Below are 13631 nucleotides of genomic sequence, written 5' to 3'. Positions count from 1 at the left end.
CTTTCCCTGCTGCTCATTTCCGGCTTCTGCCCCGGATCATAAGCCAGATCACCACCGGTGCTCCAAACACTGCGGTCACCGAACTGATAGAAAGCTCCGTGGGCGCAAACAGAGTCCGGGCGATCAGATCACTGAGCAGGCAGAAGACTGCGCCGCCCAGGAAGCAGCCTGGGAGCACTACAATGGGCTTTGCCGTTCCAAAGAGCCGCTTTACCAGCTGCGGCACAGCGATGCCCACAAAAGATACCGGTCCCGCAAAGGCCGTCACACAGGCCGAAAGGATGCTGGATAACAGGATCAGCTCTGCTCGAAACCGTTTTGCATTCACGCCAAGGCTCCTGGCATACTCCTCGCCCAGCTGATAAGCGCTGATGGGCTTTGCCATGCAAAATGACAACACGGATACAGGAAGCACCACCGCCGCCATGACCCGCACCTGATCCCAGGTCGTACCGGAAAAGCTGCCCATGGACCAGTTGTGTAAATTTACAATGTTGGCGTCGTCTGCAAAGGTCACCACGAAATCCGTGATTGCAGAACAGATATAGCTGATCATAACACCGCATACCACCAGCACAGGCATCTGCCTTACCCGCCGTGCGATCACCAGTACAAACCCCATGGAAAGCATGGATCCGGCAAACGCCGCCACGATCATGGACGCGGATCCCATAAAAAGACCCTTTCCCAGAAACAGGATCATGACGAAAGCCACCACCAGCTTGGCCCCAGAAGAAATCCCCAGAACAAAAGGTCCTGCAATAGGGTTTGCAAAAAAGGTCTGGAGCAAAAATCCAGACACGGAAAGAGCCCCGCCAAGCAGCGCGGCAGCAAAAAGGCGCGGCAAACGGATGTCCCACAGGATATGAAAGGCTGTACTTTCCCGGTCTGCTCCCGACAGAATCTCACACATATCCCGAAGGGACAGGGAAACACTGCCCACGCTGAAGCTGAGTGCTGCCAGAATGACAAACAAACCTGCCAGCAGCAAAAAGACCAGTCTGCAGCGCACTGTTCGATTTTTCACACTTCCTCTCCTCCTGTCTATTCTGTGGTCACTTCAGCCGGTGCAGATAATGGAGGCTGTTCTCATCCGGCGCAGCCTCCGAAAGTACTGCATGAAGATCTAAGATCATATCACCAAGTCCCATGGTTTCCTGGAACATATTTTTCCCAGTGCACCACACATTTCCGCTTTTCACTGCTTTAAAATCTTTCAGCAGCGGACTTTTCTGCAATAGCTCATCCATTGTTTGCAATTCCCCTTCTATGGTGCTGTTGTAGATCAGACAGTCTGCCTCCTTTGCTTCTGCATAAAAGGTTTCCATCTGCATATTCATGGTAGAAAGGGCATTCTCATCCGTATCAGCCGTCTTCGGTACATAGCTTCCGCCAGCCAGCTCGATCATTTTGGCCACGTAATCACCCGGTTTTCGTACATTCACCGCACCATTAGACGTAATATAGAAAAAAGCTGCGCTTTTTCCGACAGACTGTCCGGTCAGCACCGTATCAAGCTGCTGCACCTGCTCTTGAAACAACTGCTCCGCCGTCTCTTCCGCATCAAATAACACGCCATACAGCCGGATCCACTCCATTCTTCCCAGCGGATGCTCCTCATAGCTGGAACGCTCCACAAACACCGGGATCTTTAACTGCTCTAACTGTGCCTTCACATCTGGCACGTGATAGATCATCGTGGATTCCAGTGCCAGATCACAGCCGGAAGAAAGGATCTGCTCATAATCCGGTGCGCTGTATTTTCCCGCATAGGATAGTGTCCCATCTTCCATAGCCTGTCTGGCCGCATCCACATACCATCCGGACTCCTTCGTTCCGGACAGCGTGATCCGGTCCACACGGCCCAGGGCCGCGATCAGGTCCATAGCCGATGTCGCTGCCAGGTACACATGATCCAACGGTTTTTGCAAAACAGTAATCGAGGCTGGAAGCCCCTCCGGCACGGCAGCTCCTTCCGGCACCACCAGACAGGTACTGTCATCCTGCACCTGAATCAGATCGTAGCCGCCGTCATAATAATCCACCGAAAACTGCTTCGCATAGGAAAGCTCCATACTGCGCTCCGGCCTCATGTCCTTCCAGACCGGAGCAGAAGCCTTCTCCTGAGTTATTTCTGCTTTCTGACTCACTCCCGTCTCCTGCCCTGGCTTCGCCTTCCCACCGCAGGCCGAAATTTCCACAGCAAGAAGCACTGCAAGCACTCCGGTCAAGGCCCTGCGGTACAAGCACATATTCCCACATTTCCTCATATCTGCCCTCACTCTGTTACGGTTCGCACACTGTTCAATCTGCTTTCTCATTCTGTCTTGATACTCGCAGAATCAAACAGCAGCGTGTATTCAATCTCATGGGGCGTACTCATAGCCGTAGTATCGGCTGCTACCGCCATCTTCCGGTCAAACACCGTTACCGGGATTTCAAACACAGAAGTTTCTCCGCCCTGATTGACCGGAAGGAATTTTTCCTCTCCAACCTTCATATAATCGTAGTTCGGACTGCTCCACACAACCTCTGCAACCGCCTTCTGATCCTTTACGACCAGCTTCGCCGGAGATTCCACGCTCACCCTGCCGGATCCTCCCTCCATGGACACCTCCACAGTATAGCAGCCATCGGCCAGTCCCAGACTCTCTGCTGTCACCTGGGCCGCATCCGTCAGCGCATCAGCCGGAAGAGAATCCGCCCGAAATACCAGAACACGGTCATACCATTTTTCTTTCTTCTTGCTGAATGCGGCGCAGTCCAGCTCCTTATCCAATGCTTCCACCGGAACCGTGAAATGATGGCTCCCATCCGCAGCTTCCTCAAATGGGATCATCTTCTCCTCCGGCGCCTTTGCCGCTTCTTCCCCGGTTCCCATGTAAAGCTTCAGATAACCGGTACCTCCCATCTTCATATCGGCCGTCATACTGCCATCCTTCACAGTCAGTTCGCATGCCTCGATCCGAAACATGCTGGAGCTGGAATCCACCTGAATCTGGTACACTCCATCTCTTAATTCTGACGCCAAAACCGGTGTCATCCCTTCGGTCCCAACACTCTGCTGCTCTGCAGTCTCTTCCGTCGCTGCCACGGTCTCACTTACCTGTACCGACATTGTCTCGCTGCTCTGTGCCGGCAGTGTCTCTGCCTGATTTTTTCCACCGCAGCCTGCTGCCAGTACACTGCTTAAGCATACTGCTGCCATAATTCCGTATATATTTTTTCTCATATTTTCATCCCTATCAAAACGGGCGGCCGGAATTCCATCCGCCGCCCATTCTCTGTCTTATTTTTATACTATTTTGATTACTTCAGGCTGTCGATAGCTGCCTGCGCATGCTCTGTAAACAGCTGCTGGATCGGCTCTAACTCGCCTAAGCCACGAACCAGACAGGTTACATCGTAACCCGCTTTCTCAAACTCCTTCTTCCAGGAACCATCCTCATCGCCTGCCATATCGTTATTTGCATGGTCACCGGCAACGATCATGAGCGGCTCCAGAACAACCTTCTTGTACTCGCCCTCTTTCACTTTAGCGATAACATCTTCCAGGCTCGGCTCCGCCTCTACGGTACCTACATAGTAATGCTCATAACCCTCAGAAGCAAGCATATCCTGCATCTTTGCGTAAACAGCATTGGAGTCAGCCTCAGTACCGTGACCCATGAAGCAGATTGCGGTCTCACCGTCATCATACTCAGCGGTAGCCTCCGTAATTGCCTTGATCACTGTCTTGAAATCATCATCACTGGTTAACAGCGGCTGGCCGATGGCTACTTTATCAAATGCGTCAGAATACTGTGCCACTTCGTCTGCAAGATCGTTGTACTCCAGGCCGTTCATCAGATGGGTCGGCTGGATGACCAGGGTCTTTACTTTATTGTCAACGGCACGCTTTAATGCCTCATCTACGTTATCGATCGTTACATCATCTCTGGATTTCACATGATCAATGATGATCTGGCTGGTAAAGCCACGTCTTACAGAATAATCCGGAAATGCCTTTTCCATTGCGTTCTCGATCGCTCCGATGGTAAGACGGCGGCTGTCGTTGTAGCTGGTTCCGAAGCTTACTACCAACAGCTCCTGTTCTCCGATCTCATCCTGATTTCTTGTGTTGTCCATAGATGCATCTCCAGTATCGTAATTTTCTTCGTCTTCCTCCTCAGCCGGAGCTTCTTTCGTCTCAGCCTCGATAGTTTCCTCTGCCGCCTCAGTCGTGGTTTCCTCCGCTGTGGTTGCCGCTTCTTTCTCTGCCTTTCCCGCACAGCCTGCCATCATCGCAGCAGAAAGCGCAGTCACTGCAAATAATGCTGTCAGTGTTCTCTTTTTCATGATATGTCCTCCTCTAAAATGGTATGGTGTAAAACCATCCGTACTGACACTATCGATTTTGGAATACCCGGAACATACCACGAACAATGGCCTGAACAACCCTGAGAAAAATTCTGAAAAGATCCTGCGGCACGACCAAGTCCTCGTGGTCTGGAATGCTCCTGTACCAACAGCAGGCAGGTTTCCTGGCTCGCAGCTCCACACACTTCAGATTACCTTCCCAGTCTCCAAAAACCAGTGGCCGCCATGCCGTTTTGACATGCGCATAACCCGGTGCTCCCTGCTTACAGTGACGAGATCGCGCAGGTTTTCCACCTGCTTCCCTTTTACCCGAAATCCTTCTATCCGATTCCGGCACCTGCTGTCCTATTTTCGATATGTCCTCATCATACCATCCACACATGGAAAAGGCAATGAAAAAGCATTATTTTCTCTTTTATATCTCCTGCCCCCTGGCCAGTTTTCTGATATACGGAACGACCATTACCGCAGCGACCAACAGAGATATTATTTCAGCCACCGGAGTTGCTCAGGCCACACCGCGAATCCCGAATATATGGTTAAACAGAAGCATAAATGGTACATCCACCGTTCCCTTGCGCAGCACGGGCAGAATAATGGGCTGTCTCTTTTTTCCGGTGGCCTGAAACACAGTCAGTGCAAAAAATGTCATGGGGCTGGCAGAGCAGATAATCCGCAAAAATCTTCAGCCATACGCTACCGTCTCACGGTTATTGATGAACAGCCTGCTCACGGCAGACGCCTGTGTATACAGAAGCACCGCAATGGCCAGGGCCACGCCAAGGCTGAAGACACACAGAGTGCGGATCGCATCCAGCATACAAAACAGAAATCCCTGCGGCTGTCCAGATGCAGAATGCGCCGCAGCATGATGCCTTTTTGCGTTCTCCACCTCCCAAAAAGCGCGAGATCAGGCTCGCCCCTCCCACACCAAACAAATTCGCGAGCGCTGTCATAAACATAAACAGAGGCACAGCCAGCGTCAGAATTGCCTGTGGAACCGGCATGCTGCAAAACAGTTCCTCATTCTTTTTCCATGTTAAGAACACCTCTTTTCGCCCTGTTTCAGGCTTTCGATATAGCACTGCACCGCAAAATGAAAGCTGTCATCCACCGCCGCCGGATAGTGGGAGAAGAACCCCTGCTCCTCCTGCGCCACAAATCCATGGACTATGGCCCGAAATAAGCGCCGGTAATGAATGCTTTCCTCTTCTTTTAAATGAAAATCTTCCAGCATTTTTTTTAACGGGTCTGTAAACAGAACCGCCGCGTCATCCCGCACTCGCTTATCTTTTGCCGACATGGCCATGATCAGCCAGTATAGCTCCCGATGTTTTTTCGCAAAGTTTCTGTATGTGTCTGCCAGCTGGCGTACGGCATCTTCTCCATGCCTTCCCTCCATGGCCTGCATCTCCATCTCATTCTGAAGACACAGGCCATACCTGCAGACCTCTGCCAGAAGCATTTCCATATTATCCACATGATTGTAAAGTGAAGCCGTCTTTATCCCCAACTGCTCTGCCAGAAGCCGCATGGAAAATGCATCCCTTCCCTGCTGCTCAATCAATTCTGCCGCTGCCTTCACCACCACATCCAGATTCAATCCTTTGTGAGCCATGTTCTTTTCCCCTCCCACAAACTAATGATGTTAGTTTTTATTGTAGACTAATGTCATTAGTTATGTCAAGATTTTATTATACTTTCTCGCGGAGCGTTTTTATTTCATAGGAGGCAATTTTCTATATAATTAAAACAAAAACGCCCCGGACGCGTTTCACATATCGTCCGGGACGTTCCCATTTTTCTTATTTTATTTTCCGTAGTAAGCTCTTAAGTACATTTCTTTGATCTCACTCATCAGCGGGTATCTCGGGTTTGCGCCGGTGCACTGGTCATCAAATGCCTGTTCTACCATGGCATCCAGAGTATCCAGGAAGTATTTTTCATCTACACCATACTCAGCAATGGTCTTCTTCACGCCGACTGCTGCTTTCAGCTCCTCAATCTTCTCAATGAGCTTCTTCACTGCCTCTTCATCCGTCTTTGCCTGAATGCCAACGAAACGTGCACACTCTGCATAACGGGCCATGGTATGCGGATACTGGTACTGAGAGAAGGTTCCCATCTTTCTTGGGCACTCAGCAGAGTTATACTCTACAACCAGAGAAATCAGCAGTGCGTTAGCGATACCATGCGGCAGGTGATGGAACGCGCCCAGCTTGTGTGCCATAGAATGGCAGACACCTAAGAATGCGTTTGCAAATGCCATACCAGCCATGCAGGAAGCGTCAGCCATCTTGCTTCTTGCCTCTACGTTTCCGCCGTCATTGTATGCCGTCGGCAGATACTCAAATACGTTCTTCATAGCCTTTAATGCAAGGCCATCTGTGTAGTCTGTTGCCATAACAGAAGCATATGCCTCCAGTGCATGAGTCAGAACATCCACACCTGATGCACTGGTTAAGCCCTTCGGCTGGCTCATCATATTATCAGTATCTACGATGGACATGTTCGGAAGCAGCTGATAATCTGCTAACGGATACTTCACACCGGTCTCCTGATCGGTGATAACCGCAAATGGAGTTACTTCGGAACCAGTACCGGAAGAGGTCGGGATTGCCACAAAATAAGCTTTTTCTCCCATCTTCGGGAAGGTATAAACACGTTTCCGGATATCAATGAAGCGCATTGCCATGCCCTGGAAATCCACTTCCGGATGCTCATACATAACCCACATGATCTTACCTGCATCCATTGCGGAGCCACCGCCCAGTGCGATGATGACATCCGGCTGGAATGCAGTCATAGCCTTTGCACCTTCCATCGCATTTGCCAGGGTCGGGTCCGGCTGTACATTGGAGAAGCACTGGTAAACAATGCCCATCTCATCCAGTTTATCGGTAATCGGTTTTGTATAACCATTCATATAAAGGAAGGAGTCCGTTACAATAAATGCTCTCTTCTTGCCCATGACATCCTTCAGCTCACTTAAAGCTACCGGCATACAGCCTTTCTTGAAGTATACCTTCTCCGGTGCGCGGAACCACAGCATGTTTTCTCTCCTCTCAGCAACAGTCTTAATGTTCAGCAGATGTTTCACGCCTACGTTCTCAGAAACAGAGTTACCGCCCCAGGAACCACAGCCCAGTGTCAGGGATGGAAGCAGCTTGAAGTTATACAGATCGCCAATACCGCCCTGAGATGACGGGGTATTAACCAGGATACGGCAGGTCTTCATGGCAGCTGCATGTTTTGCCATCTTCTCTTTCTCGTTTACATTGACATAGAGGGAAGATGTGTGGCCATAACCGCCATCTGCAACCAGGCGCTCTGCCTTTGCAATCGCCTCATCAAAAGTCTGAGCCTTGTACATAGCCAGAACCGGTGAGAGTTTCTCGTGTGCAAACTCCTCACTGATATCTACAGACTCTACCTCTCCGATCAGGATCTTGGTATCCTCCGGCACCTCAACACCAGCCATCTTTGCGATCTTATATGCACTCTGACCTACGATCTTTGCATTTAAGGATCCGTTGATAAGAATGGTTTTTCTTACTTTCTCAATCTCGTCTGGTTTTAAGAAATAGCAGCCGCGGTATACAAACTCTTTTTTCACTGCCTCATAAACCGGTGCAAGAACCGTTACCGACTGCTCAGACGCACAAATCATACCATTATCAAAAGTCTTGGAATGGATGATGGAATTGACTGCCAGCTTGATATCAGCAGTATCATCAATGATTGCCGGGGTATTTCCTGCACCTACTCCCAGTGCCGGTTTTCCGGAAGAATATGCTGCCTTTACCATACCCGGACCACCGGTTGCCAGAATAATATCAGCATCCTTCATTACCGTGTTAGTCAGCTCCAGAGATGGAACATCGATCCATCCGATAATTCCCTCCGGTGCACCAGCTTTTACGGCTGCGTCCAGAACAACTTTCGCTGCTGCAATGGTGCAGGCTTTTGCACGCGGATGTGGGGAAATGATAATAGCATTTCTGGTCTTTAAACAGATCAGGGTTTTAAAAATTGCGGTGGAAGTCGGATTGGTTGTTGGGATAACGGCTGCAACCAGACCGATCGGCTCTGCAATCTTCTTGATACCGTATGCCTTATCTTCTTCGATCACGCCGCAGGTCTTCATATCTTTATATGCATTGTGAATATGCTCTGCTGCGTAGTTGTTCTTGATCACCTTATCCTCTACCACGCCCATACCAGTCTCTTCCACTGCCATCTTTGCCAATGGAATGCGCATCTGATTTGCTGCGATCGCAGCTGCGTGGAAAATCTTATCAACCTGCTCCTGAGTATAGGTTGCAAATACCTTCTGTGCATCACGCATAGCGGCCATCTTTGCTTCCAGTGCCTCTACGCTATCGATGATTTCCGGAACTGCTGTCATCTCTTTCTTTGCCATATTTTTATCCTCCAACGGTTTTTGAATGGGGTTTATAAACTTTCGTTAATTATATTGATATTTCTTTAACGATGAATTCTGTTAGTATTATACCACTCGTTAAATAGTTGTCAATATATTTATTTTTATTTTTATGATCTTTTTTTCATACATGTATTTGTATACAAAATGCATATTTGAAGACGGAGCTGCAACACTGCTGCAAGCCTCAATTAATACAAAAGCAAAAGACCAGGACCGGATAATAACTCTCATCTCAGTTCTGGTCTTTTGCTTTATACCTCTGGCTTTCTCTCCTTGTAACCAAGAGCCTGCTCCAATGCTTCCTTCTCCTCCGCACCAAGCAAAACCTCTGTTTCACCACGTTCCACATCCTTTAAATACAGATAGCAGCCCTCTCGACTGTGAACTGAATTCAATACAAATCCGGTATTGGTATAATCCAACATGGCCAAAGCAAAACTCAAATTTCCACCCATACCCTTGAATGCATTGTACTTCACAATTCCGATCTTCTGGAATGCGGCACGGCTATTTTTGTTAGCTGTTCGAATAGAATCCTTATTATAGCGGTCCTGGGACTGCAATTCAATAATTGCGTTCATCTGATCCACAATCATGTTTTCCATACTTTCCGCATCTTTTCCACGCATAAAAATATCATATCGGCGGTAAAGCTTTCTCATGTTAATCAGGCACAATATTGTCACAACCATTAAAATCAAGGTAAGAATTGCCGATGCGATCAACAGATACACCGGATCAAAACCCAGATCGTTTAAAATACTTTCTTCCATATTAATGCATTCCTGTCCTTCCGTTTTAGACTATACCGGCTGGATAGATTCGATCAGTTCTACAAGACGCTCCAGCTCAGCCTCGGAGTAATACTCAATTTCAATTTTTCCTTTGGATTTATCTTTACGACTGATGTTAACCTTAGTTCCCATAACCGTTTTCATACGATTTTCCATATCCTGGAATACCAGCTCAACAGCCTCATCTACCTGGGATTTTTTCTTTTCTTTCTTTTCTTTTCCCAACAGTTTTACAGCTTTTTCAACTTCACGGACACTCATTCGCTCCAGTTCAACTTTTTTTGCCAGTTCCAGCTGCTGATATGGATCTGCCACTGCCAGAAGCGCTCTTGCATGACCACTGGCAATCCGGCCCTCAATCAGCATCTGCTGAACTTCCGGAGCCAGATTTAACAGACGCATACAGTTGGTAATCGTCGTACGGTTCTTGGAAACTCGTTCCGCAATTTCTTCCTGTTTTAAGGAAAACTCCTGCATCAGACGTTGATAAGCCTGCGCTTCTTCGATCGGATTCAAATCCTCCCGCTGAACATTTTCAATTAACGCAATTTCCATAGCCTGCTGTGGGCTATACTCCCGGATAACAGCAGGAATCATCTTCAATCCAGCCAGTTTAGCAGCTCGCCATCTTCGCTCACCGGCAATGATCTCGTAACTTTCGCCCTTTTTCTGAACCAGAAGTGGCTGTAATACACCGTATTTTCGAATGGAATCTGCAAGCTCTTCCAACTGTTCCTCATCAAATGCCTTGCGCGGCTGATCTCGGTTCGGCTCAATTTCTGAAATTTTCAGTTCCAATTTCGCCTGAGTCTGCACCTCTTTTTCCTGTTCCTGCGGTGATATTTCTTGTACAACATTCAAAATTTCTTTTTCAGAAGTCTGCGCTTCTTTTTTCTCAGTTTTCTGTACGTTATTTCTTGCTACTGCATTTTTTTCAGCATTCTGCTTCTTATTGACTGTGTGATTTTCTGTTTTATTTTTCGTCTCACTCACTGCACTTTCATGTTTTCGTGCTGTAGCTTTTTCCTCTGAAATCACTTCTTCAACAGTATCTTCTCCAAATAATGCTCCAAGTCCTCTTCCTAATCCTCTTTTTGCTCCTGCCATCTCTATTCTTCCCCTCTGCTAATTACTTCGGCCGCCAGCATCCGGTAACTCTCCGCTCCGGTTGAGCGCGTATCATAAATATTAATCGGTTTGCCATGGCTTGGTGCCTCTGCCAGTCTCACGTTTCTCGGAATGATTGTTTTATAAATATTCTTATTTAAATGTGCTTTCACATTTTCAACCACCTGCAAGGACAAATTTGTTCTCGCATCGTACATGGTAAAAACAACGCCTTCCAGTTCCAGCTGTGGATTCAATTTCTTCTTTACCAACTCTACAGTCTGTATAATCTGACTCAAGCCCTCCAGCGCATAGTATTCACACTGAATCGGAACCAATACTGTATCTGCTGCTGTCAGTGCATTAATTGTTAAAAGGCTCAAAGATGGTGGGCAATCAATGATAACATAATCGTAATCATTCTTTATTTTTCCCAGTTCTGTTCTAAGCAAAGACTCCTTGTTCGGAACATCCAGAAGTTCAATCTCCGCTCCCGCAAGATTTACATCCGAAGGAAGTACGTCCAGATTTTCTTGAACTTCCTTAATAATGCACTCCTCCAGCGTACATTCTCCGACCAGCAACTCATATACTGTCTTGTCCATATAGCCTTTTTCAAAGCCCAGACCACTGGTCGCATTTCCCTGCGGATCAAAATCCACCGCCAGAACCTTTTGTCCCGCTTCTGCCAGACAAGCAGATAAATTAATAGCTGTTGTGGTTTTTCCCACGCCGCCCTTCTGATTTGCAATAGCAATTATTCTTCCCATAGTATCATCCTTATAATCTGTCATTCCATTTATTTTTTACAATAGAATTAGTATAGCACATTTTTGTTGCTTTTCCTATTCTTTGTCCTAAAATGTATTATTAAAAATGCATTATCCGTTCAGAAAATGCCCATCCGTGTACAATAACACTTTTGCTGCTGTATTTCATGCATTCCATAAGACTTTTTACGCTTCACTCATGTTTCACGTGAAACATCTTCTTGGCATTTCTTTCTTGTGTAATTTCGTTTTTCAATGTTTCACGTGAAACATTTGTTGCAGTTCACATATGTGTGTCCAGCAACGGGATTTTACCGATACCGCGCATTCTAAATCGGCAAAATCTGCTGCCAGAACTGTATCGTACGAAATTATCAGTTCAGAAAATCTCTACCTGTGAACAGTTGCAAACATTTCTCTTACTATAATCCGTATCTCCTAACGGATGTATTTTTCTTGCATCTTTTGCCAAATAATACTATACTAAATATATGCGAAACGCATGTTTTTGCAAGGCATAAAGGAGGAATCTATGAAAGCAAAAAACAAATTACTCACGCTCCTTATTCTTTCTGCCGGCGCTGCTGTCACCACCGCTGGAATCAACAAAGCAATCCAGTTTTCTGCCATTTCCAAAAATTTCCTGGCAGAACCGGAACCACTCTGTTTCAAATGGCGTCTCGGCAATGTTTATTATACAAAAGAAGGAACCGGTAAACCATTGCTGCTTATTCATGATCTGGACACCTGTACATCCGGATATGAGTGGAAACAGCTTATTCCTTTTTTAAGCAGCAAATATACTGTTTATACAATTGATCTGCTTGGATTTGGACGTTCCGAAAAAGCGAACATGACATATACCAATTTCCTGTATGTACAGCTGATTTCCGATTTTATAAAATCGGAAATTGGACACCGGACCAGTATCATCACATCTGGCGAGGCAGCTTCCATTCCACTAATGGCATGCGCTAATAATCCAGATCTTTTCGATCAGATTATGGCAATCAATCCTCTCAGTCTGCTTGATTTCAGTTCTATACCAGGCAAAACTGCCAAAATGTATAAATGTATGATTGAACTTCCAATTATTGGAACGCTCTTATATAACATAGCAAGCAGTAAAAAAATGATAATGGAAGAATTGGTAACTAAAAAGCTTTACAATCCTTATTCCGCGAAGTCAAGCTATGTGGATGCCTGCTATGAAGCCGCCCATCGCGGCGCTTCCCCAAAATCCACTTTCGCAAGCATCCGCTGTAACTACACAAAATGTAATCTGGTGAATGCACTGAAGAAAATTGATAACAGCATTTACCTGGTTGGTGGTGCAAATATAGATAATATAGAAGAGCGTTTGAATGAATACAAGAATTACAACTCTTCTATCGAAACTATTCTTGTCCCACAGACAAAAGAGCTTGCGCATTTTGAACATCCAGAAAAAATTGCTGAGCTTGTAAAAACATATTTTTGTTAAATAGCGAATGTAATTTATACCCATGTTTCACGTGAAACATGAAATCATTTTTACCAAGAAAAGGAGAAAGTTATGATTCAGTTCAATCACTTTAACTTCAACGTATTAAATCTGGAAAAAAGTCTGAAATTTTACAAAGATACCTTAAATCTGGAACCAGTTCGTGAAAAAGAGGCTGCTGATGGCTCCTTCAAGCTGCTCTATCTTGGTGACGGCACCAGTAACTTTTCTCTGGAGCTCACCTGGCTTCGCGACCGTACAGAACCGTACAATCTCGGCGAATGTGAATTTCATCTTGCCTTTGTTACCGATGAGTATGAAAAGCTTCATGAGCAGCATAAACAGCAGGGTGTGATCTGCTACGAAAATGAAGCCATGGGAATTTACTTTATCTCTGATCCCGACGGGTACTGGATTGAAATTGTACCAGCCAAATAAAAATATTGAGACGGAACCACTAAAAGGTCCGAAGTTCCGGAAACCGCGTACAGAAACGCAGAAACATTGGAATTTTGCGTTTTGTTCACTGCGCCGCCTATTGTCAGACCTGCGACCCAAACTCGCACGCGCTGCGTGCTCAAACAAGGGTCTCCGGTCTGACGCTATGCTCGCTCACAAAGCAAATTCCAATGTTTCTGCTTATTCTGTACGCGGTTTCCGGAACTTCTACC

At 46.6% G+C, this 13631-nt stretch carries 12 protein-coding genes and 1 riboswitch; of the genes, 2 read left to right on the top strand and 10 right to left on the bottom strand.

Annotation, left to right across the window (positions count from 1 at the left end):
- Positions 1-13: 13 nt before the first annotated feature.
- The 10 genes from DW819_RS01290 to DW819_RS01240 all read right to left on the bottom strand — a co-directional run bounded on the left by DW819_RS01290 (position 14) and on the right by DW819_RS01240 (position 11477).
- Positions 14-1027 carry an iron ABC transporter permease gene (locus tag DW819_RS01290; protein ID WP_118731733.1) on the bottom strand — a complete coding sequence of 338 codons (1014 nt, stop codon included), beginning with the start codon at positions 1025-1027 and terminating at the stop codon, positions 14-16.
- A 28-nt stretch (positions 1028-1055) separates the two neighbouring features.
- Positions 1056-2150: an ABC transporter substrate-binding protein gene (locus DW819_RS01285; protein ID WP_347560146.1), complete on the bottom strand. Its 1095-nt coding sequence runs from the start codon at positions 2148-2150 to the stop codon at positions 1056-1058.
- A 167-nt stretch (positions 2151-2317) separates the two neighbouring features.
- The gene (locus DW819_RS01280) at positions 2318-3232 is read right to left on the bottom strand and encodes a hypothetical protein (RefSeq protein ID WP_118731731.1); all 915 of its coding nucleotides are present in this window, start codon (positions 3230-3232) and stop codon (positions 2318-2320) included.
- Between the two features lie 77 nt (positions 3233-3309).
- Positions 3310-4338 carry a sirohydrochlorin cobaltochelatase gene (locus tag DW819_RS01275; RefSeq protein ID WP_118731730.1) on the bottom strand — a complete coding sequence of 343 codons (1029 nt, stop codon included), beginning with the start codon at positions 4336-4338 and terminating at the stop codon, positions 3310-3312.
- A gap of 157 nt (positions 4339-4495) precedes the next feature.
- A riboswitch (cobalamin riboswitch) is annotated at positions 4496-4715 on the bottom strand.
- A 329-nt stretch (positions 4716-5044) separates the two neighbouring features.
- A complete protein-coding gene (locus tag DW819_RS16040; protein ID WP_279220926.1) occupies positions 5045-5179 on the bottom strand; it encodes a hypothetical protein in 135 nt (44 codons plus the stop codon).
- A gap of 219 nt (positions 5180-5398) precedes the next feature.
- Positions 5399-5977, bottom strand: a complete 579-nt coding sequence (locus DW819_RS01260; RefSeq protein ID WP_118731727.1) for a TetR/AcrR family transcriptional regulator — start codon at positions 5975-5977, stop codon at positions 5399-5401.
- 192 nt (positions 5978-6169) lie between these two features.
- Positions 6170-8782 (bottom strand): bifunctional acetaldehyde-CoA/alcohol dehydrogenase, encoded by a 2613-nt coding sequence (gene adhE, locus DW819_RS01255; protein WP_118731726.1) that lies wholly within the window; start codon positions 8780-8782, stop codon positions 6170-6172.
- A 275-nt stretch (positions 8783-9057) separates the two neighbouring features.
- Positions 9058-9579 carry a DUF4446 family protein gene (locus DW819_RS01250; RefSeq protein ID WP_118731725.1) on the bottom strand — a complete coding sequence of 174 codons (522 nt, stop codon included), beginning with the start codon at positions 9577-9579 and terminating at the stop codon, positions 9058-9060.
- 30 nt (positions 9580-9609) lie between these two features.
- Positions 9610-10707 carry a ParB/RepB/Spo0J family partition protein gene (locus DW819_RS01245; RefSeq protein WP_118731724.1) on the bottom strand — a complete coding sequence of 366 codons (1098 nt, stop codon included), beginning with the start codon at positions 10705-10707 and terminating at the stop codon, positions 9610-9612.
- Between the two features lie 2 nt (positions 10708-10709).
- Positions 10710-11477, bottom strand: coding sequence for an AAA family ATPase (locus tag DW819_RS01240; protein ID WP_118731723.1), 768 nt, complete (start codon positions 11475-11477; stop codon positions 10710-10712).
- A gap of 532 nt (positions 11478-12009) precedes the next feature.
- Here DW819_RS01240 and DW819_RS01235 point away from each other — a divergent pair.
- Both DW819_RS01235 and DW819_RS01230 read left to right on the top strand, forming a co-directional pair.
- The gene (locus DW819_RS01235; protein ID WP_118731722.1) at positions 12010-12960 is read left to right on the top strand and encodes an alpha/beta fold hydrolase; all 951 of its coding nucleotides are present in this window, start codon (positions 12010-12012) and stop codon (positions 12958-12960) included.
- Between the two features lie 72 nt (positions 12961-13032).
- Entirely contained in the window at positions 13033-13398 is a 366-nt protein-coding gene (locus tag DW819_RS01230) for a VOC family protein (RefSeq protein ID WP_118731721.1), read from the top strand.
- Positions 13399-13631: the final 233 nt, after the last annotated feature.

Source organism: Clostridium sp. AM33-3 (assembly GCF_003480315.1).
In the GTDB taxonomy this organism is placed as follows: domain Bacteria; phylum Bacillota; class Clostridia; order Lachnospirales; family Lachnospiraceae; genus Brotaphodocola.
Note: the sequence above shows the minus strand (reverse complement) of the source record. Positions and strands in the feature narration are given on the sequence as shown.